General features: G+C 67.7%; 21 protein-coding genes. 8 read left to right on the plus strand and 13 right to left on the minus strand.

What is annotated here, in order from left to right; translation table 11 throughout:
- The first annotated feature begins 42 nt into the window (after positions 1-42).
- A complete protein-coding gene (locus tag OLX23_RS07670) occupies positions 43-1,197 on the plus strand; it encodes a sensor histidine kinase (RefSeq protein WP_264444194.1) in 1,155 nt (384 codons plus the stop codon).
- Positions 1,190-1,825 carry a response regulator transcription factor gene (locus OLX23_RS07675; RefSeq protein WP_264444195.1) on the plus strand — a complete coding sequence of 212 codons (636 nt, stop codon included), beginning with the start codon at positions 1,190-1,192 and terminating at the stop codon, positions 1,823-1,825. Before OLX23_RS07670 ends, OLX23_RS07675 begins: the two co-directional genes overlap by 8 nt.
- On the opposite strand, the gene OLX23_RS07680 is transcribed toward OLX23_RS07675, so the two are convergent.
- The 12 genes from OLX23_RS07680 to ccoN form a co-directional block, all read right to left on the minus strand.
- Positions 1,818-2,171: a hypothetical protein gene (locus OLX23_RS07680; RefSeq protein ID WP_264444196.1), complete on the minus strand. Its 354-nt coding sequence runs from the start codon at positions 2,169-2,171 to the stop codon at positions 1,818-1,820. The two genes, OLX23_RS07675 and OLX23_RS07680, sit on opposite strands and share 8 nt — an antisense overlap.
- Before the next feature lie 2 nt (positions 2,172-2,173).
- On the minus strand, positions 2,174-2,860 hold the full coding sequence (locus OLX23_RS07685) for a Crp/Fnr family transcriptional regulator (RefSeq protein ID WP_264444197.1): 687 nt from the start codon (positions 2,858-2,860) through the stop codon (positions 2,174-2,176).
- A gap of 116 nt (positions 2,861-2,976) precedes the next feature.
- Positions 2,977-4,290 carry an oxygen-independent coproporphyrinogen III oxidase gene (hemN, locus tag OLX23_RS07690; RefSeq protein ID WP_264444199.1) on the minus strand — a complete coding sequence of 438 codons (1,314 nt, stop codon included), beginning with the start codon at positions 4,288-4,290 and terminating at the stop codon, positions 2,977-2,979.
- A 183-nt stretch (positions 4,291-4,473) separates the two neighbouring features.
- Entirely contained in the window at positions 4,474-4,686 is a 213-nt protein-coding gene (locus OLX23_RS07695) for a hypothetical protein (protein ID WP_264444201.1), read from the minus strand.
- Positions 4,683-4,838 (minus strand): cbb3-type cytochrome oxidase assembly protein CcoS, encoded by a 156-nt coding sequence (gene ccoS / locus OLX23_RS07700; RefSeq protein ID WP_264444203.1) that lies wholly within the window; start codon positions 4,836-4,838, stop codon positions 4,683-4,685. The genes OLX23_RS07695 and ccoS overlap by 4 nt, the downstream gene beginning before the upstream one ends.
- A gap of 13 nt (positions 4,839-4,851) precedes the next feature.
- The gene (locus OLX23_RS07705) at positions 4,852-6,969 is read right to left on the minus strand and encodes a heavy metal translocating P-type ATPase (RefSeq protein WP_264444206.1); all 2,118 of its coding nucleotides are present in this window, start codon (positions 6,967-6,969) and stop codon (positions 4,852-4,854) included.
- Complete coding sequence (locus tag OLX23_RS07710; RefSeq protein WP_413629785.1) at positions 6,966-7,388, minus strand: FixH family protein; 423 nt, start codon at positions 7,386-7,388, stop codon at positions 6,966-6,968. The genes OLX23_RS07705 and OLX23_RS07710 overlap by 4 nt, the downstream gene beginning before the upstream one ends.
- A gap of 191 nt (positions 7,389-7,579) precedes the next feature.
- Entirely contained in the window at positions 7,580-9,025 is a 1,446-nt protein-coding gene (gene ccoG / locus OLX23_RS07715; protein WP_264444208.1) for a cytochrome c oxidase accessory protein CcoG, read from the minus strand.
- Complete coding sequence (gene ccoP / locus OLX23_RS07720) at positions 9,006-9,932, minus strand: cytochrome-c oxidase, cbb3-type subunit III (protein ID WP_264444209.1); 927 nt, start codon at positions 9,930-9,932, stop codon at positions 9,006-9,008. The genes ccoG and ccoP overlap by 20 nt, the downstream gene beginning before the upstream one ends.
- The gene (locus OLX23_RS07725) at positions 9,925-10,095 is read right to left on the minus strand and encodes a cbb3-type cytochrome c oxidase subunit 3 (protein WP_264444211.1); all 171 of its coding nucleotides are present in this window, start codon (positions 10,093-10,095) and stop codon (positions 9,925-9,927) included. The genes ccoP and OLX23_RS07725 overlap by 8 nt, the downstream gene beginning before the upstream one ends.
- On the minus strand, positions 10,092-10,841 hold the full coding sequence (gene ccoO, locus OLX23_RS07730; RefSeq protein WP_264444213.1) for a cytochrome-c oxidase, cbb3-type subunit II: 750 nt from the start codon (positions 10,839-10,841) through the stop codon (positions 10,092-10,094). Before ccoO ends, OLX23_RS07725 begins: the two co-directional genes overlap by 4 nt.
- Positions 10,842-10,853: 12 nt before the next feature.
- Entirely contained in the window at positions 10,854-12,512 is a 1,659-nt protein-coding gene (gene ccoN / locus OLX23_RS07735; RefSeq protein WP_264444214.1) for a cytochrome-c oxidase, cbb3-type subunit I, read from the minus strand.
- 366 nt (positions 12,513-12,878) lie between these two features.
- On the opposite strand from ccoN, the gene OLX23_RS07740 reads away from it, so the two are divergent.
- The 3 genes from OLX23_RS07740 (at position 12,879) to OLX23_RS07750 (ending at position 14,606) form a co-directional block, all read left to right on the plus strand.
- Positions 12,879-13,556 carry an OmpW/AlkL family protein gene (locus OLX23_RS07740; RefSeq protein ID WP_264444216.1) on the plus strand — a complete coding sequence of 226 codons (678 nt, stop codon included), beginning with the start codon at positions 12,879-12,881 and terminating at the stop codon, positions 13,554-13,556.
- Between the two features lie 230 nt (positions 13,557-13,786).
- Positions 13,787-14,089, plus strand: a complete 303-nt coding sequence (locus tag OLX23_RS07745; protein ID WP_264444217.1) for a HigA family addiction module antitoxin — start codon at positions 13,787-13,789, stop codon at positions 14,087-14,089.
- Between the two features lie 97 nt (positions 14,090-14,186).
- A complete protein-coding gene (locus OLX23_RS07750) occupies positions 14,187-14,606 on the plus strand; it encodes a UrcA family protein (RefSeq protein ID WP_264444219.1) in 420 nt (139 codons plus the stop codon).
- A gap of 146 nt (positions 14,607-14,752) precedes the next feature.
- Here OLX23_RS07750 and OLX23_RS07755 read toward each other — a convergent pair whose 3' ends face one another.
- On the minus strand, positions 14,753-16,081 hold the full coding sequence (locus OLX23_RS07755; protein WP_264444220.1) for an amidohydrolase family protein: 1,329 nt from the start codon (positions 16,079-16,081) through the stop codon (positions 14,753-14,755).
- A gap of 345 nt (positions 16,082-16,426) precedes the next feature.
- Between OLX23_RS07755 and OLX23_RS07760 the strand changes: the two genes are divergently transcribed.
- From OLX23_RS07760 to OLX23_RS07770, 3 genes are all read left to right on the plus strand, one after another.
- Entirely contained in the window at positions 16,427-18,271 is a 1,845-nt protein-coding gene (locus OLX23_RS07760; protein ID WP_264444221.1) for a flavin-containing monooxygenase, read from the plus strand.
- A 77-nt stretch (positions 18,272-18,348) separates the two neighbouring features.
- Complete coding sequence (locus OLX23_RS07765; RefSeq protein ID WP_264444222.1) at positions 18,349-19,197, plus strand: TauD/TfdA dioxygenase family protein; 849 nt, start codon at positions 18,349-18,351, stop codon at positions 19,195-19,197.
- 36 nt (positions 19,198-19,233) lie between these two features.
- Positions 19,234-20,664 (plus strand): aromatic ring-hydroxylating oxygenase subunit alpha, encoded by a 1,431-nt coding sequence (locus OLX23_RS07770; RefSeq protein WP_264444223.1) that lies wholly within the window; start codon positions 19,234-19,236, stop codon positions 20,662-20,664.
- Positions 20,665-20,812: the final 148 nt, after the last annotated feature.

A 20,812-nucleotide genomic window follows, 5' to 3' on the forward strand; every position in this document is an offset into this window, starting at 1 on the left:
CCGCGGTTGATCCTTCGCACGGGACTTCTATGAGGGAGGGCGATGACCGATCGTTCGCCTGAGGGTCCCGGAAATTCGAGCACCGTGGTGCTGGCGCGCGAAGCCTATCTGCGCTCGCTGCTCGAAACCGTTCCCGATGCGATGATCGTCATCGACGCGCGCGGCACGATCCTCTCGTTCAGCGCCGCGGCCGAACGGATGTTCGGCTATGCCGAAGACGAAGTGCTCGGCGAGAACGTCTCGATGCTGATGCCCTCGCCCGACCGCGAGCGGCACGACGGCTATATCGGCCACTACCTCGGCACCGGCGAACGCAAGATCATCGGCATTGGGCGCGTGACCACAGCGCGCCATCGCAATGGCGGCACCTTTCCGATCGACCTGCACATCGGCGAAGCGACGGTCGACAACGAGCGCGTGTTCACCGGCTTCATTCGCGACCTGACCGAGCGCCAGGAAACCGAGCTTCGCCTCCACGACCTGCAGTCCGAGCTCGCCCACGTCTCGCGCGTGACCGCGATGGGTACGCTCGCCACCTCGATCGCGCACGAGCTCAACCAACCGCTGACCGCGATCGCCAACTATGTCGAGACCGCACGCGACCTGCTCGTGGAACCCGATCCGGCGACCCTGGAGATCGTGCGCGAGGCGCTCGACGAATGCGCGACGCAGTCGGTGCGCGCGGGCCAGATCGTCCGCCGACTGCGCGACTTCATCTCGCGCGGCGAGACCGAGCGACGCGTCGAGAGCCTGGCGCGCGTGGTCAACGAGGCGATCGCGCTGGCGCTGGTCTCCGCGGGCGAACGCGCGGTCGAGGTCGAGCTCTCGCTCGATCCGCAGGCCGACCGGGTGTTGATCGACCGCATCCAGATTCAGCAGGTGATCCTCAACCTCGTGCGCAACGCGCTCGAGGCGATGACCGACAGCCCGGTGCGACAGTTGCGGATTTCGTCGGGCCGCGAGGCCGGTCTTGTCACGGTGACGGTCGAGGACAGCGGGCCGGGCCTGGCCGAGGACGTCGCGGCGCAACTGTTCCAGCCCTTCGTCAGCACCAAGACCGCGGGCATGGGCCTCGGCCTGTCGATCTGCCACACGATCGTCAACGGCCACGGCGGGCGCATCTGGGCCGAAGCCTCGGCGCTTGGCGGCACCGCCTTCCATTTCACCCTGATCGATGCCGGAGAAAGCGATGGCTGAGGCAAACGGCCGCCTGGTCCACCTGGTCGACGACGACGAGGCGATCCGCCGTTCGGCCAGTTTCATGCTGCGCACGTCGGGCCTAGTGGTGAAGACCTATGCCTCGGGCGTCGAACTGCTCGACCAGGCCAAGGACCTGATGGCAGGCTGTGTTCTGCTCGACGTGCGCATGCCCGAGATGAGCGGGCTCGAAGTCCAGCAGGCGCTGCGGACGCGCGGCGTGCATCTGCCGGTGATCGTCATGACCGGGCACGGCGACGTCACCGTCGCGGTCCAGGCGATGAAGGCCGGCGCGGTCGATTTCATCGAGAAGCCGTTCGAGAAGGCGGTCATGCTCGCCGCGCTCGAAGAGGGCTTCGCCCGGCTCGAACGCAGCGGCCGCGTCGCCGCGCGCGCCGAGGAGGCGAACGCCCGGCTCGAGATCCTGACCCCGCGCGAGCGCGAGGTGCTCGAAGGCCTGGTCCGCGGTCATCCGAACAAGACGATCGCCTACGATCTCGAGATCAGTCCGCGCACGGTCGAGATCCACCGCGCCAACGTGATGACCAAGCTCGGCGTGTCGAGCCTGTCCGAAGCGCTGCGCGTGGCTTTTGCCGCAGGCCTCGGCGAAAGCGATCCGGCTAGTTGAGCCGTTCGAGCCGCGCCACGCGGAACGGCAGCGGCGTTCCGTCGGGCTCGGCCAGCAACACGTCGGCGCCGCTGTGGAAGGCCGGCAGGCCCGGCTGGATCACCGGATCGCCGCCGGCATAGGCGAAGGCCCAGCCCTGCGCGGTCTTGACCACGCGGCCCGAGAGATCGGCCTGGCTCGGCCAGAAACGACGCACCGTGGCACGCGCCGGCAGGCGGGTCAGTGCGCCCTCGTCGATCGCGCCCGCGGCATCGAGCGGCAGCCTCAGCAGATAGACGCGGCTGGCCGAACCGCGCGGAAAATCGCGGGTTTCGGCCAGTTCCAGACGTATCGACTGCCAGGTCATGCTCAGCCGGCACAGGCTTCGAGCGCGTCGCGATCGAGCACGACGATCGAGCGGCGATCGGGCGTGTCGATCACGCCCTCTTCGCGCAGCCGGGTGATCTGGCGGCTGACGGTCTCGATCGTCAGGCCCAGCAGTTCGCCGATCTCCTGACGGCCGAAAGGCAGCGCGAAGCGCAAGGGTGCGGCGTCGTTATCGTTGTCCGCGAGGCGATCGGCCATTTCGAGCAGGAAGGCCGAGACCCGCTCGGTCGCGCTCTTGCGGCCGAGCAGCATCATCCACTGCCGCGTGCGGTCGAGCTCGGTCAGCGTCCGCTGCAGCAGGCGGTGCTCGAGATCGGGGTGGTCGCGCGCGAAATCGTCGAAAGCCGCGCGCGGAAAAGTGCATATCTTTGCGTCGGTTAGTGCGACGATCGAGTGATCGGTGGTCTTGCCGAAAGGCCGGCCGATGAAGTCGCTGGCGAACATGATTCCCAAGGTCTGGTCACGGCCGTCGACGCTCGACGAGGAGAGCTTGAGCACGCCGTCGATGACATTGCCGACCAGCAGGGAATCGTCACCCTGCCACTGCAGGGTCTGGCCGCGCTGGATCGTCTGATGCCGGCCGAGGCGGTTGAGCCGGTCGAGATCGGCTTCGCAGAGCGATTGGCAGATGGCGCGTTCGCGCACACCGCAGTCGGCACAGGTCGTCATCGTTTTCATCCGGAAAATGCTGATAAATCAGTCTATCGGGCAATCGCGTCGGCGTCGGTATACGTAAATGACCGGAGAACTTGACGGCTGCCTTTGCTGCCGCATTCGCGCCGCTGTCAGACCGCGGAGCTGAAACGGCGCGCGTCTTGCCGGCGATAGGGATCGAACAGCGCGGCGATCGTGCGCGCATAGGGCAGACCGGCGGGCGCGATGACCAGTTCGCCGTCGCGGATCGCCGCCAGCCCGGCCCTGACGAAGCGATCGAGATCGCGCTCGCTCTCGTGCAACAACTGCGCGTCGAGCCGCGCCCGACCCTGGCACAGCAGCGCCGCGATCACCGCGCCGCGGCGGCGGTCCTCGTCCGAGCGGCGCAGCCCGCGCTCGACTGGCAGGCGATCCTGCGAGAGCAGCATGCGATAGCGGCCGGCGTTCTTCTGGTTCTGGACGAGCAGGCCAGGGAACGCGCTGATCGCCGAGGCGCCGAGCCCGATCAGGATCGGCGCCTGGTCGTCGGTAAAGCCCTGGAAATTGCGCCGCAGGTGTCCGGCCCGCGCGGCTCGCGCCAGCGGATCCTCCGGCCGTGCGAAATGATCGAAGCCGACCGGGACATAGCCGGCACCGGCGAGCCAGTCGTGGCCGAACTCGGCCATGGCGAAGCGCTCGGCCTGGCCGGGCAGGGCGGCGGCGTCGATCTTCTGCTGGCGCGGGATCAGGTGCGGGACATGGGCATAGCCGAACAGCGCGACACGATCCGCGCCGAGCATGTGCGTCAGCGCGAGGCTGGCCTTGAGCGCATCGCGATCCTGGCCGGGCAGGCCGTACATCAGATCGTAGTTGAGCGAGGTCACCCCGGCCTCGCGCAGCAGCGCGGTGCAACGCTCGATCAGATGCGTGGGCTGGATCCTGCCGATCGCCACCTGGGCCGCAGCGTCGAAGGTCTGGACGCCGAGGCTGGCGCGGGTGACGCCGACCCGGCCGAGCACCTGAGTCCAGTCGCGGTCGAGCGTCCTCGGGTCGAGTTCGACCGAGATTTCGGGATCGGCCAGCGGAAAGGCCTGGGTCAGCGCCAGGATCAGCCGCACGAAGTCGGTCGGCTGGATCGCATTGGGGCTGCCGCCGCCAAAGGCGATCCGCCGTACCCGCGCGCCCGGCGGCAGGCGGCTGCCGACCAGCGCGATCTCACGGTGCAGCGCGTCGAGGTAAGAGGCCAGCCGCTGCCGCTTGTTGGCGCGACCGGTGTTGCAGCCGCAGTACCAGCAGATCGCCTCGCAAAACGGGACGTGCAGGTAGAGCGAAACGTCGCCCGTCGCCGTGACCAGCGCGGCTTCGAGATCGACCTCGTCGATCCCCGTGCCGAACTCGGCCGCCGTGGGGTAGGAGGTATAGCGCGGCACCGGGGTGCTCAGCAGATCGGGATGATAAGGCCACATGCGGGGCTTTCTGGCGCTGTCTGGCGGCGAGATCATTGCGGCAGGTCAAGAACCCGAGATCCTCCCCTGTAAGGGGAGGTGGCATCCCGTAGGGATGACGGAGGGGTGTCCCCATCTCGGAGAGGGTTACACCCCTCCACCACCAGCTCCGCTGGCGGTCCCCCTCCCCTTACAGGGGAGGAACTAGCCGGGCCGCACGCCCCGCTTGCGGCCATGACAACCCTTGGCGCAACAGGTCGAGCTCTGCTCCTGCGGTGCGTCCGAACGCAGCGGCACGGTGATCGCCTGCGCTCCTCCCGCACAAGACAGCGCGGTCAGCGTCATGCCCGCCGGCGCCGAGGCATTGAGCGCCGCCGGCACCAGCGCCAGCAGGCCGAACGGCGCGGCGCGCCTCACGGCCGCTCTCCGGGTTCTTCGTCGATCAGGATGCGGTTGGCCGCGCCCTCGAGATCGTCGAACTGGCCGCCGCGCAGCGCCCAGAAGAAGGTGCCGAGGCTGCACAGCCCGAGGAACAACGCGATCGGGATCAGGGTAGCGAGACTGGTCATTGGGCGGCCCTCCTCAGGCAACTCTCGCCAGGCGGAGCGAATTGGCGATCACCAGGATCGAGCTGCTGGCCATGGCCACGGCCGCGATCAGCGGGGTGACATGGCCGAGCACCGCCAGCGGCACGGCCAGCACGTTGTAGCCCACGGCCAGCGCGAAGTTCTGGCGCACCACCTGCAGGGTCGCGCGTGCGGCGCGGACGGCGCGCGGCAGGGCGCTGAGCGAATCCCCGAGGAACACCACGTCCGCCGCCTGACGGCCGACGTCGCTGGCCGTGCCCGGCGCGATCGAGGCATCGGCGGCGGCGAGTGCCGGCCCGTCGTTGAGCCCGTCGCCGACCATCAGCACGAAGTGCCCGCCGTTCTGCAGCCGGTGGATCGCGTCGGTCTTGTCACGCGGGCTGGCGCTGGCCTGGCCGGTGAGCCCGGTCAGCCGCGCCACTTCGGCGACGGCGCCGGCGTTGTCGCCCGAGAGGATCGAGCTCTGCACGCCCAGCGCCGTCAGCTGCGCCAGGGCCTCGCAGCAATCGGGACGCAGCGCGTCGGTGAAGCCGATCAGCCGCACCGGCCAGTCGGTGACATGCAGCGCCACGGCCATGCGGCCCGCGACCTCGGGCCGCCGCAGGGCCACCGGCATGCCCTGCCACAGGCCGCGCACGCCGTAGCCGGGCACCTCACGTACGTCTTCGAGCGCTGCGGGGAAATGGCCCCCCACGATCAGCGCATCGGCGAGGGCACGCGACAAAGGATGGCGACTGTGCGAGGCCAGCGCGAGAGCGATCCCCCGCTCGCGTTCGGACAGAACCGCCAGCGCCGCGGCATCGGGCACGGGCCGTCCCAGGGTCAGCGAACCGGTCTTGTCGATCAGCGCGCGATCGACACCCGCCAGCCGTTCGAGCGCCGAGCCATCCTTGACCATGATCCCCGCGCGCATCAGCGCGCCGCAGGCGACGACCTGCGCCACGGGCACGGCCAGCCCGATCGCGCAGGGACAGGTGATGATCAGCACGGCGATGGCGATCACCGTCGACTGGTAGGCGCCCGCCCCCATCAGCATCCAGCCGATGAAGCTGGCCAGCGCCAGGCTGTGTACCGCCGGGGCATAGAGCCGCGCGGCGCGATCGGCGATCCGCACATAGGCAGAGCGCGCCTGCCCCGCCGCCTCCATCAGTCGCGCGATCTCGGCGAGCGAGGTGTCGGCCCCCGCGGCGGTGACGCGCACGTCGATCGGCGCATCGAGATTGAGCGTGCCGGCGTGGACCGCCTGCCCCGGCTCGGCCCGGACCGGCGCGCTTTCGCCCGTCAGCAGCGACTGGTCGAGTGCGGTGCGCCCGCTGACGATCGCGCCGTCGGCGGCGAGCCGCTCGCCCGCGGCGACACGCATCAGCATGCCCGGCGCGAGGCTGGCGGCGCCCAGCCATTCGAGCTTGCCGCCCGGGGTCAGCACCATGGCGCCCGGCGCGGCCTGGCGCAGCAGGGCATCGACCCCGGCGCGCGCGCGATCGCGCATCATCGCGTCGAGCGTGCGCCCGGCGAGCAGGAAGAACAGCAGCATCAAGGTGCCGTCGAACCAGGCGGTGTGGCCGCCGGTCACGGTCTCGTAGAGGCTCAGTGCCGTGGCGAGCAGCACGCCGATCGAGATCGGCACGTCCATGTTGGTGCGCAGGCGGCGCAGCGCGGACCACGCCGAGGCGAAGAACGGCCAGCCGGCATAGGCCGTCGCCGGCACGCCGATCAGCGCCGAGAGCCAGTGGAACAGCCAGCGCGTGCCACCTTCCGCACCCGACCAGATCGAGACCGACAGCAGCATGACGTTCATCGCGGCAAAGCCCGCCACGGCCAGCGGCGCCAGCAGCGGCTTCACCGCCGAGGGCCGCGCCCCCAGCTCCTCGCTGCGCGGCTGGCTGGCGAAGCCGATCGCCTCGAGCGCGGCGACCAGATCGGGCACGGAAACGTCCGGATGATGCGCGACGCGCACCTGCCGGGCGGTCAGGTTGACCCTTGCGCGCGCGACGGCGGGCATCTGCTCAAGCCCGCGCTCGACCTTGGCCATGCAGCCCGCGCAATGCATGCCGGGCACGACCAGCACGGTCTCGCTCAGCGGCTCGTCGACGATCGGCACGACGGCGTTCATCGCAGGTCTCCTTCGCTGCGCCAGATTTTTGTCGTGCCCGCGCGGACCTCGAGCCGCAGCCGCCAGCGGCCGGCGGGGAGCTTCTCGGCCGATACGAAGCGGCCTGCGCCCGCGGGCACGAAGTGCAGGACCACGTCGCGCGCATGGCCGAGCGGGTGGCGCGCGACGGCTTCGACCGTGGCCGCCGCGTCGGGGCCGGCCAGCGTCAGGGTGACGCGCCCGTCGGCCGCGCGGCCGAAATCGGCCTTCCAGCCCAGCGCGCGTTCGGTCGCCGCCTCGTCGAGCCAGCGGTTGAAGTGCTGGCTGGCGACATAGGAATTGTCGACCACCACTCCGCCGAAAGTAGCCCCCGCGAGCCGCGCCATGGTCACGTTGACCGCGATCACCACGGCGAAGAAGCCCACCAGGATCGCGACCATGTGGCGGCCGGTGAATGCTTTGCCTCGCCTCGCAAAATTTCCGTCATCCCCAGCCCCTCTCCCGTCATCCCCGCGAAGGCGGGGATCCATCTCCGGCGCTGCGATCGTGGAGAGACCTGGAGATGGCCCCCCGCCTTCGCGGGGGTGACGGGGATTTGGGTTCGGACGGGCCGTGCTCGCAAAGCTGCTCATCATTCATCTCCCGGCCCGTCGAAGCGGACCTTGTGCGTGTCGCTGCCGCCCTCGGCATCGAGCGCGCGGACGGTGAGGCGAAAGTCCTGCGCGGGCGTGCCGGCGGGTGCGGTGACGTAGAGGCGGACCGATGCGGCCTGGTCGGCGGCGACCGTGCGACGCAGGGCACGCGCCGCCTGCCCGCGCGGCATGTCGTCGCTCCACATCACACCACGGTCGAGCCCGAGCAGCGCGATCTCCATCGCGCGCGGGCGGCTTTCCATATTGCGCAGCTTGACCGTGTAGGCGTTGCGCACGGCACCGTCGCTGAGCACCATATAGGGCGGATTGCGATCGCGATCGGCCGAGATGTCGATGTGCCGCCGCGTGCCCAGCGCAAACAGCAGGCCAGCGCCGATCGCGCACCAAACGCCGAAATAGACCAGCACGCGCGGGCGCAGGATCGACTTCAAGGGCTGGTGGCGCGCCGCCCCGGCCTTCTCGGCCTCGGCACCCTGGAGCGTGACATAGTCGATCAGCCGCGGCGCACGGCCGACCTGTGCCATGACGGCATCGCAGGCGTCGATGCACAGCGCGCAGGTGATGCAGCCGACCTGCGGCCCCTCGCGGATGTCGATCCCGGTGGGGCAGACCGCCACGCACTGGTTGCAGTCGACGCAGTCTCCGCCGGTGTGCTGCTTGACCGAACCGCGCGGTTCGCCGCGCCAGTCCTTGTAGGTCACGGTCAGCGAATTCTCGTCGAGCATCGCGGTCTGGATGCGCGGCCAGGGGCACATGTAGATGCAGACCTGCTCGCGCAGCACGCCGCCGAGCACGAAGGTCGTCGCGGTGAGGGTCGCCACGGTGGCATAGGCCACCGGCGCGGCCTGGCCCGACCAGAAATCGCGCACCAGGCTGGGCGCATCGGCGAAGTAGAGGATCCAGGCACCGCCGGTCCAGAAGCTGACGAAGAGGTAGATCGACCACTTGAGCGTGCGCTTGCCGATCTTCTCCATGGTCCAGCCGCTGCGCTGCAGCCGCAGCTGCGCGTTGCGATCGCCGTCGATCAGCCGGTCGACATGCTGGAACAGGTCGGTCCAGACCGTCTGCGGGCACGAGTAGCCGCACCAGGCGCGGCCGACGGCGCTCGTGACGATGAACAGGCCGATCCCCGCCATGATCAGCAGGCCGGCGACGAAGTAGAACTCGTGCGGCCAGATCTCGATGCCGAACATGTAGAAGCGGCGATGCGCGAGATCGACCAGCACGGCCTGGTCGGGCGCATAGGGACCGCGATCCCAGCGCAGCCAGGGCGTGCCGTAGTAGATCGCCAGGGTGACGCCCATCCAGCCCCACTTGATCCGGCGATAGAGCCCGTCGACCGCCTTGGGAAACACCGCCCGGCGCTTCTCGTAGAGGGGGGCATCCTCCCCAGGATGGGGAGGACTATCGAGGACCGGCAGCATCGAACTCTTCCCCGCCGCCAAGCGAGTGGACATAGGCGGCCAGCATCTTGATCGTCACCGGATCGAGCCGCTGGCCCCAGGCGGGCATGACCCCGGCATGGGCACTGTGGATCGACGCGGCGATCGTCTCGCGGCTGCCGCCGTAGAGCCAGATCTGGTCGGCGAGGTTCGGTGCGCCGAACGGACGGCCACCCTGGCCGGCGGGGCCGTGGCAGGCGGCGCAGTTGTCGGCAAAGGTCTGCGCACCGCGCGCCGAGGCCGCGCTCGGCTGCTCCTTGCCCGACAGGGTGCGGACATGGCTGACCACGTCGTCGATCTGCGCCGCGGTCAGCATGCCGTCGCGCCCGAACGAGGGCATCAGGCTGGTGCGCGTCTGGTCATCGCCGGGCTGGCGGATGCCGTGGGTGATCGTGCGTTCGATCTCGACCAGATTGCCGCCCCATAGCCAGTCGTCGTCGGCGAGGTTGGGGTAGAGCCCCGCCACACCCGCCGCGCCGGCGCCGTGGCACTGCACGCAGTTGACGCGAAAGGCGGCGCGCCCGCCCGCGACCGCGGCCTGCATCAGCTCGGGCTTGCCGGGCAATTGCTCGATCGGGGTCGCCGCGATCTGCCGGAGCAGGCCGGCGCGGCCATCGTTCGCCGCCTTGGTTTCCCTGGCCAGCTCGCCGCGGCTGGTCCAGCCCCACAGGCCCGCGGTCGCGCGGTCGAGTAGCGGCACCGCCGGATAGACCACCATATAGCCGATCGCGAAAACGATGGTCAGGTAGAAGGTCCACAGCCACCAGCGCGGCATGGGGGTGTCGAGTTCCTCGATCCCGTCCCACTCGTGGCCGACGGTGGAGGTGCCGGTGGCTTCGTCGATGCGCTTCCCCCCGGCGGAGGCCGGGACATTGTTGGCGTCAGCCATCGTTCTCGTCCTTGAAGATCAGGTTCGCGGCGTCGCGGTTGTGCTCGCGCGCGCCGGGGCGGAACGGCCAGGCGGCGAGGCCGAGGAACACCAGGGTCATGACCAGCAGGCCCCAGCTGTCGGCCAGGTGGCGCAGCAGGTCGTAAGTGGAGTGCAGGCTCACCGGCCCTTCTCCCTGGCCAGTTCCTCCTGCGCGGCGGCGGCGTTGACGTCGACCATGGTGCCCAGGACCTGGAGATAGGCGACCAGCGCATCCATCTCGGTCAGGCGGCTGGGATCGCCGTCGAAGTCGCGCGCCTGCGCCTTGGGATAGCGCTTGAGCAGATCGGCCGTATCAGCCTCGGGATCGGCCTGGACCTTGAGGTCGTCGTTGGCCTTGGCGAGATCGGCCCGGGTATAGGGCACGCCGACGCGGTAGAGCGCGGTGAGCTGCGCGGTCATGTCGCCCGGGTTCAGCTCGCGCTCGGCGAGGAAGGCATAGGGCGGCATGATGGACTCGGGCACCACCGCACGCGGGTCCTTGAGGTGCTGGACGTGCCACTCGTCCGAATAGCGCCCGCCGACCCGCGCGAGGTCGGGCCCCGTGCGCTTCGAGCCCCACTGGAACGGATGGTCGTACATCGATTCCGCGGCGAGGCTGTAGTGGCCGTAGCGCTCGACCTCGTCGCGAAACGGGCGGATCATCTGGCTGTGGCAGACGTAGCAGCCCTCGCGCACGTAGATGTCGCGCCCCGCCTGTTCGAGCGGCGTGTAGGGGCGCACGCCCTTTACCTGCTCGATCGTGTTGTCGATCCAGAACAGCGGCGCGATCTCGACGATGCCGCCGATGGCGACGACGACGAAGGCGAACAGGCCGAGCAGGCTGACGTTGCGTTCGAGCTTCTTGTGGTTTTGCACGATGGTGGACATCGGATCGGTCCCTTATTCGGCGGGAACAGGGGCGAGCGGACGGTCCTTCTCAGGATCGAACGCGGCGTCACGCATGGGGGCTTCGTCGCGCAGCTTGCCGAGGATGGTCAGCCAGACGTTGGCGGCCATGATCGCACCGCCGGCGAGGTAGAGCAGGCCGCCGAAGGCGCGCAGGACGAACATCGGGTGGACCGCGACGACACTCTCTACGAAGGAGTTCACCAGGTAGCCGTCGGGCCCGTATTCGCGCCACATCAGCCCCTGGGTGATCCCCGCCACCCACATCGCGGCGGCGTAGAAGACGATGCCCACGGTCGCGAGCCAGAAGTGCCAGTTGACCCAGCGGAGGCTGTAAAGCCGCTGGCGGTTCCACAGGCGCGGAACCAGGTAGTAGATCGCCGCGAAGGTGATCATCCCGTTCCAACCGAGCGCCCCCGAATGGACGTGGCCGATCGTCCAGTCGGTATAATGCGACAGGCTGTTGACCGACTTGATCGACATCATCGGCCCCTCGAAGGTGCTCATGCCGTAGAAGGCCAGCGCCATCACCATCATGCGGATGATCGGGTCGGTGCGGATCTTGTCCCAGGCGCCGTTGAGCGTCATCAGGCCGTTGATCATGCCGCCCCAGCTCGGCATCCACAGCATGATCGAGAAGACCATGCCCAGCGTCTGCGCCCAGTCGGGCAGCGCCGTGTAGTGGAGGTGGTGCGGACCCGCCCAGATGTAGAGGAAGATCAGCGCCCAGAAGTGGATGATCGACAGGCGGTAGGAATAGATCGGGCGTTCGGCCTGCTTGGGCACGAAGTAGTACATCATCGCCAGGAAGCCCGCGGTCAGGAAGAAGCCGACCGCGTTGTGGCCGTACCACCACTGCACCAGCGCGCCCTGGACGCCCGCCCACAGCGGATAGGATTTGGAGCCGAACAGGCTGACCGGCATGTCGAGGTTGTTGACCACGTGCAGCATGGCCACGGTGATGATGAAGCCGAGGTAGAACCAGTTGGCGACGTAGATGTGCGGCTCGCTGCGCTTGACCACGGTGCCGACGAAGACCGCCAGATAGGCGAGCCAGACGATCGTCAGCCACCAGTCGACGTACCATTCGGGCTCGGCATATTCCTTCGACTGGGTGATGCCGAGCAGGTAGCCGGTCGCCGCGAGGACGATGAACAGCTGGTAGCCCCAGAACACGAAACGGGCGAGGCCGGGGAAGGCCAGCCTCGCCCGGCAAGTGCGCTGGACCACGTAGAAGGACGTGGCGATCAGCGCGTTGCCTCCGAAAGCGAAGATCACGGCGGACGTGTGCAGCGGCCGCAGGCGGCCGAAGGTGGTCCATTCAAGGTTTAGATTGAGCGCGGGAAAGGCGAGCTGGAGCGCGATGAACAGCCCCGCGAGGAAGCCGGCCATGCCCCAGAAGACGGTGGCGATCACGCCCCAGCGGATCGGATCGTCGTCGTAGATGCCGGGATCGGCCGGGGTACGGATGATCCCCCGCGCCACGGCGGCGTAGTCGACCGTCGAGATCGAGACGCAGAGACCGACGAAGGCGGCCAGCGCGACGATGGTCATGTGGACGGCGAAGCCGGTGTCGGCGGCCAGGGCGACCGCCATGACGGCGAGGACGAGCACGGCCAGCCAGATGCCGGCGCGCGATAGAACGCTAACCATGAGCCTTCCCTCATGTGAATGATGAGAGCGCCCTGGGCCGATTTGTGCAGCGCGACATTGACCGCGATCAACAATCGCCGGCGGGGGGATTTTCCGTCCCCCCTGTCGCCGCTTGGCCAGTTGTCGCAAATGCACGTTACATATCCAGCATCGTCGCCCCGGACTTGATCCGGGGTCCCGCTTCCTGCGGCAGGCAATGCGCTCGAAAGAACAGCGGGGCCCCGGATCAAGTCCGGGGCGACGAAATGTGCTGGGCCGTTTTGCGCGCGATCAAAGCATCCCTGCGCTCGCTGCCCCAGGCGGGATCCGACGCCGTAACAACCCTGGTCCGCGGCCTGCGGACACTGCGGCGACGGATGAGGGATCATGAACAAGACGATGCTCTGGGCCGCCGCGCTCGCCACGGCCGCGGCCGTCACCACGCCCGCGCTGGCCGCGGACCAGCACGGCCGCTGGCAGGTCAAGCTGCTCGGCAGCGGCGTGCTGCCCGACGGCAAGATCGATGCGGTGAAGACCGACCTGATCGGGCTTCCGGCCGGCAGCCAGACCAAGGCCGACGACAATGTCGTGCCGACCCTGGCGATCGAATACTACGCCACACCCAACGTCTCGATCGAGACGATCTGCTGCCTGACCCAGCACAAGGTCGATGGTGCCGGCGCGCTGGCCGGGGCAAGGCTGGTCGATCACGTACTGATCCTGCCCGCGACGCTGACGCTCAAGTACCATGTCGATGCCGGGCCGATCCGCCCCTATGTCGGCCTGGGCCCCAGCCTCTTCGTGATCATGGGCGAAAAACCCGGCGCCGCCGCCAGGGCGCTCGGTGCCAGCAAGGTGTCGATGAGCAACGAGCTCGGTGTGGTGCTCCAGGGCGGCGTCGACATTCCCGTGAGCGACAGCGGCCTCGGCCTCAGCCTCGACGCCAAGAAGTATTTCATCGGCACGACCACGCGCTTCACCACCGCCGCCGGAGTCACGGCGCTGGAGACCAGGCACAAGCTCGACCCCTGGGTCGTCAGCGGCGGGGTCTATTTCCGGTTTTGATCTTGCGCGCTGGCCCGCAAGCGGAATGATGAAGTCCCCAAACTCAATATCGTCGTCATTCCCGCAAAGGCGGGAATCCATCTCCAGGTCTTTCCACAACCGCAACGCCGGAGATGGATCCCCGCCTTCGCGGGGATGACGAGTGGTGTTCATTGTGCCAGCCATCTGCTACCTCAATGATGCTAGAAGCTGTCGTACCAAAAAGTTCGCGACATCGAGGACCACAACCAATGGCCATCCAGCTTCACCCGTCGATCTATGTCCACCCTGGGCTCTGGCTGAAGAGCGAGATCGTCGAGCCCCATGGCCAGAACGTGCGGCAGCTCGCCCAGCATTTCGGGGTTTCCCGCCAAGCGCTGAGCACCTTGCTCAATGGACGCGCTGCGTTGTCTGCCGAGATGGCGATCCGGTTCGAAAAGGCCTTCGGCATCAAGGCGGACAGTCTGATGCGGATGCAGAGCGCCTACGAACTGGCACAGGTCCGCGCGCACCAGGACGAGATCGCCGTGGAACGCATCGTCGCGGCAGCCTGACCGCAGCACTGCCCCTCCCCGACTAAGGAACATACCGTATCGCGGACTCGCCTGCGACGCGGCAATCCGGTCTCCGGCACCAGGGGAAGGTCGGGGCATGCGGAAATCGACGATAGCGTTCTACATTCTCGTCGCGGAGATCTGCGGCATCGCCGTGCTGGCGATCGCCGCCGCCGTGGCGGCGCAAGCGGCCGAGCCGGCCGAAGATGCCGCGATCGTCGTCGAGGCACCGCGGGCGCTGCCACTGCCTCCGCCCGCACCCGCCACGCGCGACGGCTTCACCGGCGCACCGACGGTCACCACGACGGTGCGCATCTCGGCGCTCTATGGCGATCTCGACCTCAGCCAGCCCGCGCAGGCGGCGCGGCTGACGACGCGCGTCGAACGCGTGGCGCGCGATGCCTGCGCCACGCTCGATCGGCTCTATCCGCTCAATCCCGATGCCGACTGCGTGAGCCGCACCGTGGCGCGGGCTATGCCGAGTGTCGAAGCGATCGTGGCGGCGGCGCAAAAGTGACGCCGTATCCTCCCCCTTAGGGAGAGGGGGACCGCCATCCTGAGCTTGTCGAAGGGCGGTGGTGGAGGGGTGTCCCCGCTGGCGGCTACACCCCTCCGTCAGTCGCTTCGCAACTGCCACCTCCCCTTGCAGGGGAGGATCTGGCCTCAGGCCGCCTCGACCTCCTTCGCGCGCTTCTCGGCGTGGGCTTTGAACATCTCCATGACGTCGCCCGAGGTCACCGGCCGGGTTTCGGTGGTCGGCACCGATCCGCCCGAGCTCTTGGGCGCGATGTCGACGTTCTTCGCCAGCGCGCGCGCGTGACAGGCGCCGACGGTCAGGTCCTCGCGCTTGTTGTGCGCGAACAGCGCATCATGGCGCAGCCACTTGATCGCGTTGCCGTGCGTGACCTTGTCGATCTGCGCGTCGGTCAGGTCCTTGACCTGTTCCCACAGCAGTTCGGCGGCATCGGGCCAGAGCGCGTCCGAATGCGGGTAGTCGACCTCGTAGGTGACGTTGTCCTCGCCGACCTCGGCCAGGTTCTTGATGCCGTAAGGGTCCCAGAGGAAGCAGTGCGCGAAGTGGCGCTTGAGCAGTTCGCTGGGCTTGATGTCCTGGAAGCGCGAACGCGTCCAAGCCTTGTGCCGCCAGTTCGAGAAGTCGGCGCGTTCGGCCAGATAGGGCACCCAGCCGATCGAGCCTTCGGACACGATGATCCGCATGTTCGGGTATTGGTGCAGCTCCTCGAGCTGGAGCCAGTCGGCGACGCCCTGTGCCACCGACAGCGGCATCGTGCTGATCCAGGCTTCGATCGGCGTTTCCATCGACGCGTGGGGCGCGGGATTGCCGCTGCCGATGTGCAGCGCGATGGTCATGTCGTGGTCCATCAGCGCCTTGTAGACCGGATCCCAATAAGCGTTGTGGATCGAGGGCAGGCCCTGGACGGTCGGGTTCTCGTTCATCGAGACGACGCGGAAGCCCTTCTTCGCACAGCGTTCGATCTCGGCGACGGTCGCCGCCGGATCCCAGGTCGGCAGGATCGCCAGCGGGATGAAGCGGCCCGGATAGGCCATGCACCATTCGTCGTAGTGCCAGTCGTTGTAGGCCCGCATGTGGCGCAGGCTGAGCGCCTTGTCCGCCGCCTTGTGGAAGGTCTGGCCGTCGAAGCCGATCGAATTGCCGAAGCACATCGAGGCGGCCACGCCGTTGACGTCCATGTCGTCGATGCGCTTGTGCACGTCCCAGCAACCGTCGCGCAGCTGGTCGAGCGAGGTCGGCTCCATGCCGTATTCCTCGAAAGGCCGGCCGACCACGGCGTTGAGACCCACCGAGGGACGGATATAGCCCTGGTACTGCCAGAAGTTCTTGCCCTGCGCGTCGGTGCGCAGCTTGGGCGCAGAAGCGAGCAGGTCGCCCGAGAGCTGGTTGTCGAACAGGGTCGGCGGCTCGCAGATGTGGTCGTCGGTGCTGATCACCACCATGTCGTTCATGTGCATCGTCGTATCTCCCGGCCGCGCGGATCTGGCGGCTTGCCGGCGCATTGTCCGGGGCGGACCGCCGCGCGACATTGATCGCGGTCAAAACGGGCCGGGAGCCGACGGCGCCATCGCCGACGCGATCGGCAGGCAAAAAATGAGCGGCCGTCACGAGGTCGGCCGCTCGAAGGTGGGGAGAGTCGGTTCCGGCGCGCAGGGACGGAATGGAGGTACCTGCGTGCCTTGTGGCGGAACCGGGAGGCCACATTCGCCGTGCGCTTCCCCCGCGGCATTGATCCGGATCAAAGCTGTAATTGGGTGGATGCGCCAGTTAATCAACAGACCTGTTGATTAGGAGAGTCCCCGATGATCTGCCAGCCCAGCGACTGCCCGCCCGCCAGCGAGATCGACATCCCGGCGATGCGCGCAAAGTACCGCCAGGAGCGCGATCGCCGCGTCAAACGCGACCACAACGACCAGTACGTGCCCACCAGCGGCAAGTGGGCCGGGATCTACGAGACCGATCCCTATACGCCCGTCGCCCCGCGCGAGCCGATCACCGGCGAGACCGACGTGGTGATCCTGGGCGCCGGCTATTGCGGCATGATGGTCGCCGCCCAGCTCAGGAAGGCGGGCATCACCAAGTTCCACAACATCGACCACGGCGGCAACTTCGGCGGCACCTGGTACTGGAACCGCTATCCGGGGATCCAGTGCGACAACGACAGCCTGGTCTACATGCCGCTGCTCGAAGAGACGGGCACGATGCCGTCGAAGAAGTTCGCCGACGGCTACGAGATCCACGACCATTGCCAGGTCATCGCCGACACCTTCGGCCTGCGCGAGAACGCGCTGTTCCACACGCTGATCCAGTCGCTGAAATGGGATCCCGCGCTCAACCGCTGGCACGTCGGCACCAACCGCGGCGACAGCATCAAGGCGCGCTTCGTGGTGCTCGCCATGGGCCCGCTCAACAAGCCCAAGCTGCCGGGGATCCCGGGGCTCGACCAGTTCCAGGGCAAGGTCTTCCACACCGCGCGCTGGGACTACGACTATACCGGCGGCGCCTGGCGCGATCCGGTGCTGAGCAAGCTGGCGGACAAGAAGGTGGCGATCGTCGGCACGGGCGCGACGGCGATCCAGGTCGTGCCCTATCTGGCGAAGTATGCGCAGCAGACCTACGTCGTCCAGCGCACCCCCTCGACGATCGACGCGCGCGACAACCGGGCTATCGATCCCGCCTGGTTCGCCGCGCAGCAGCCCGGCTGGCAGCAGGAGCGCATCCGCAACTTCCATCATGCGGCGATGGAACGCCTCGCGCCGGGCGAGCCCGATCTCGTCAAGGACATCTGGACCGAGATCAGCCGCAACTGCGCGGCCGAGCTCGAAGCCGAAGGCTGGCCCGAGATCTCGCCGGCTGATTATGCCGCTCGCCGCGAGGTGATGGACTATCGCGTGATGGAACGCCTGCGCCGCCGCTGCGATGTGGTCACCGATCCCCAGGTGGCCGAGGCGCTCAAGCCCTACTACCGCTACCTGTGCAAGCGCCCGGCCTCGAACGACGATTACTATCCGGCGTTCAACCAGCCCAACGTCCACCTGATCGACGTGGCCGAGACGCGCGGGCTCGAGCGACTGACCGAGACCGGCTTCGTCCACGAGGGGACCGAATATCCGATCGACTGCCTGATCATGGCCTCGGGCTACGAGGTGACCAACGACCTCGACCGCCGCTGGGGCATCGACACGATCGAGGGCGAGGGCGGCCTGTCGATCTACGACTACTGGCGCGATGGCTACCGGACCTTCCAGGGGATGATGGCACACGGCTTCCCCAACATGTTCTTCACCGGCTTCACCCAGGCCGGGACCAATGCCTCGAACTCCAAGACCTTCATCGATCAGGGCTTCCACATCGGCCATATCGCCAGCGAAGCGCTGAAGCGCGGCGCGGTGCGGGTCGAGCCCAGCCAGGCAGCGCAGGACGCCTACATCGCGCATCTGCGTTCGGTCGCGGTCGACGTCTCGGAATTCCAGACCGAGTGCACGCCCTCCTATTTCAACAACGAGGGCGACCAGCAGAAGAAGCGCTCGATCTTCGGCGAGCCCTGGGGCGAGGGCTACTACGCCTTCGAGGCCATGCTGCAGCGCTGGCGCGAGGCGGGCGACCTGGCCGGGCTCGAACTGACGCGCGAGGCGGTCTCGGCCTGATCGCAACATTGCGCGAGATCAAGGCGGCCCTGCACCGCCCCTCGCAGTCTACCCCCAAACCGACAGGAGAGCGCCTCATGGCCACGACCACCCTCACCCGCCTGCGCGCGGAAGACATCAAGCCGCAGATCGGCAGCCGCGTGCTCAACACCAAGGACGAGCTGCTCAGCGGCGACCTGACCCAGGCGGTCAACGACCTGCTCGAACGCCGCGGCGTACTGGTGTTCAAGCAGCTCCACTTCACCGACGACGAGCAGATCCAGTTCACCAATGCGCTCGGCGGCAATGCCACCGAGATCGGCTTCCAGAACAAGGCGGTCTTCCCGATCTCGCTCGACAAGTCGGTCAACCGCGAGGTGACCGAATACCTCAAGGGTTCGCTGTTCTGGCACGTCGACGGCACGATGAACGACGTTCCCGTGCGCGGCTCGATCCTGACCAGCAAGGTCCTGCCCACCTGGGGCGGCAACACCGAATTCGCCAACTGCTATGCCGCCTACGACGACCTGCCCACCGAGACCAAGGCGCGGATCGAGTCCTTGCGCGTGATCCACACGATGTGGGCCTCGCAGCTCTATCACACGCCCGAGCCGACACTGGCCCAGTTGACCAACTGGCAGACGCGCGGCCAGGGCAAGCGCGAGCTGCCGCTGGTCTGGACGCACCGCTCGGGCCGCAAGTCGCTCGTGCTCGGCAACACCGCGCAATATGTCGTCGGGCTCGAGCCCGAGGAGTCCGCGCGCATTCTCCACGGCCTGCGCGAGATCGCGACCTCCGAGCCCTACCACTACGCGCACGAATGGGAGGTCGGCGACTCGGTGATGTGGGACAACACCGGCACCTTGCACCGCGCCATGGCCTACGATCCCGACTGCGGCCGCCTGCTCCACCGCACGATCCTCCAGGGCGACGAGCCCTTCGCCTGATCGCCAGCACCCGATCACCAATATAGGGAGAGGACAATGGCCGAAATGGACCTGGGCGACCTCCGCGCCGACAACCCGCTGAAGATCGACAACCCCGCGCTGATCCCCGCCGCGCGCTATCATGACGAGGACTTCTACCGGCTCGAATGCGAGCGCGTCTGGCCGCACGTCTGGCAGATGGCCTGCCGGCTCGAGCAGATCCCGAATGTCGGCGACTGGATCGAATATTCCAACGTCGGCAAGTCGGTCATCGTCGTGCGCACCAAGGACGGGGTGAAGGCGCACCAGAACCACTGCCGCCACCGCGGCGTGCCGATCGCCGGCGGTGCGGGCAATGCCGAGGGCCAGCACGCCCACGGCAATTGCGCCAAGAGCGGCTTCATCTGCCCGTTCCACGGCTGGCGCTGGAACATGGAAGGCGAATGCACCTTCGTCTACGGCCGCCACCTGTTCGACGAGGAGGTCCTCCAGAAGGACGAACTCGCGCTTCGGCCGGTGCGCGTCGAGACCTGGGGCGGCTGCGCCTTCATCAACCACGATGCCGACGCCCCCTCGCTGCGCGACAGCCTGGGGCCGGTGCTCGACCGGCTTGAGGCGCGCGGCATGAGCAAGCTACGCAGCCAGTGGTGGTTCGCCACGGTGCTGCCGGCCAACTGGAAGGTGGCTATGGAGGCCTTCATGGAAGGCTACCACGTGATGAAGACGCACCCGCAGCTCCAGCATGCGCAGCCCAGCCTCTACAACGCGCGCTATGGCCACGAGACCGGCGGGATCGGCGCGACGATCAATCCCAACCTTTCGGTGCGCGACAACGTCGAGGAAGCCCTGGCCTCGATGGAACTGCTCGGCGCGGGCATGGCCGGGCTGGTCCAGCCCAAGGAGATCGCCATCGCCCGCGACCTCGCCGACGCGCCGCTGCCGGACGATCCGCAGCTGGCGATGATGACCTGGTACGGCCTGGTCTGCCAGGCGATCACCGACAGGCTGCGCGCGGCCGGCGAGGACGTGCCCGACCTGCCCAGGGTGATGCAGGAGCACCCGGTCGAGGCGGTCGAGTTCCTGTTCCCGCACTATTTCCTGCTGACCTATTTCACGAGCATGTCGAGCTACCGCATCCGCCCGCTCGGTCCCGAGTCCTGCCTGTTCGAGCTGTGGTCGCTGACGCACTATCCCGAAGGCCAGGAACCCGAGGTGCCGCGCGAACCGGTCATGCTGCCGTTCGACAGCCCCGACTTCCCGATGATCCCGCGGCAGGACTATGCGAACATTCCGATCCAGCAGAAGGGCCTGCATTCGCAGGGGCTCGACGTGGTGCGGCTGTCGCAGGACCGCGAAGGGCTGATCAGCAACTACCAGCGGCTGATCGACGGCTATATCGCCGGCGTATCGGGCGAGCGGCTGGCGGCGGCGAACCGCAAGCTCGGCGGCAATTTCGACGGGCCGATTTTGGATTTGGGGTTGGATTAGGGAGGGCGGACTTGCGCTTCCTCTTCCCGTCATCCCGGGCTTGACCCGGGATCCCGCTTTTCCCGCAGCGGCGGAGAAGACAGCGGGACCCCGGGTCGAGCCCGGGGTGACGATATGAGTTGCCGAAGCTGATATGCGGTCCCCCTCC

Source organism: Novosphingobium sp. JCM 18896 (assembly GCF_025938095.1).
Classification (GTDB): Bacteria; Pseudomonadota; Alphaproteobacteria; order Sphingomonadales; family Sphingomonadaceae; genus Novosphingobium.

Coding starts and splice junctions, on each gene's coding strand:
- OLX23_RS07710 (WP_413629785.1), bottom strand. CDS start 7,388: ATGGTCGCGATCCTGGTGGGCTTCTTCGCCGTGGTGATCGCGGTCAAC.
- ccoO (WP_264444213.1), bottom strand. CDS start 10,841: ATGTCCACCATCGTGCAAAACCACAAGAAGCTCGAACGCAACGTCAGC.
- OLX23_RS07770 (WP_264444223.1), top strand. CDS start 19,234: ATGGCCGAAATGGACCTGGGCGACCTCCGCGCCGACAACCCGCTGAAG.
- OLX23_RS07680 (WP_264444196.1), bottom strand. CDS start 2,171: ATGACCTGGCAGTCGATACGTCTGGAACTGGCCGAAACCCGCGATTTT.
- OLX23_RS07760 (WP_264444221.1), top strand. CDS start 16,427: ATGATCTGCCAGCCCAGCGACTGCCCGCCCGCCAGCGAGATCGACATC.
- ccoP (WP_264444209.1), bottom strand. CDS start 9,932: ATGGCTGACGCCAACAATGTCCCGGCCTCCGCCGGGGGGAAGCGCATC.
- OLX23_RS07740 (WP_264444216.1), top strand. CDS start 12,879: ATGAACAAGACGATGCTCTGGGCCGCCGCGCTCGCCACGGCCGCGGCC.
- OLX23_RS07765 (WP_264444222.1), top strand. CDS start 18,349: ATGGCCACGACCACCCTCACCCGCCTGCGCGCGGAAGACATCAAGCCG.
- hemN (WP_264444199.1), bottom strand. CDS start 4,290: ATGTGGCCTTATCATCCCGATCTGCTGAGCACCCCGGTGCCGCGCTAT.
- OLX23_RS07745 (WP_264444217.1), top strand. CDS start 13,787: ATGGCCATCCAGCTTCACCCGTCGATCTATGTCCACCCTGGGCTCTGG.
- ccoG (WP_264444208.1), bottom strand. CDS start 9,025: ATGCTGCCGGTCCTCGATAGTCCTCCCCATCCTGGGGAGGATGCCCCC.
- OLX23_RS07750 (WP_264444219.1), top strand. CDS start 14,187: ATGCGGAAATCGACGATAGCGTTCTACATTCTCGTCGCGGAGATCTGC.
- OLX23_RS07705 (WP_264444206.1), bottom strand. CDS start 6,969: ATGAACGCCGTCGTGCCGATCGTCGACGAGCCGCTGAGCGAGACCGTG.
- OLX23_RS07755 (WP_264444220.1), bottom strand. CDS start 16,081: ATGCACATGAACGACATGGTGGTGATCAGCACCGACGACCACATCTGC.
- OLX23_RS07670 (WP_264444194.1), top strand. CDS start 43: ATGACCGATCGTTCGCCTGAGGGTCCCGGAAATTCGAGCACCGTGGTG.
- OLX23_RS07675 (WP_264444195.1), top strand. CDS start 1,190: ATGGCTGAGGCAAACGGCCGCCTGGTCCACCTGGTCGACGACGACGAG.
- ccoS (WP_264444203.1), bottom strand. CDS start 4,838: ATGACCAGTCTCGCTACCCTGATCCCGATCGCGTTGTTCCTCGGGCTG.
- ccoN (WP_264444214.1), bottom strand. CDS start 12,512: ATGGTTAGCGTTCTATCGCGCGCCGGCATCTGGCTGGCCGTGCTCGTC.
- OLX23_RS07685 (WP_264444197.1), bottom strand. CDS start 2,860: ATGACGACCTGTGCCGACTGCGGTGTGCGCGAACGCGCCATCTGCCAA.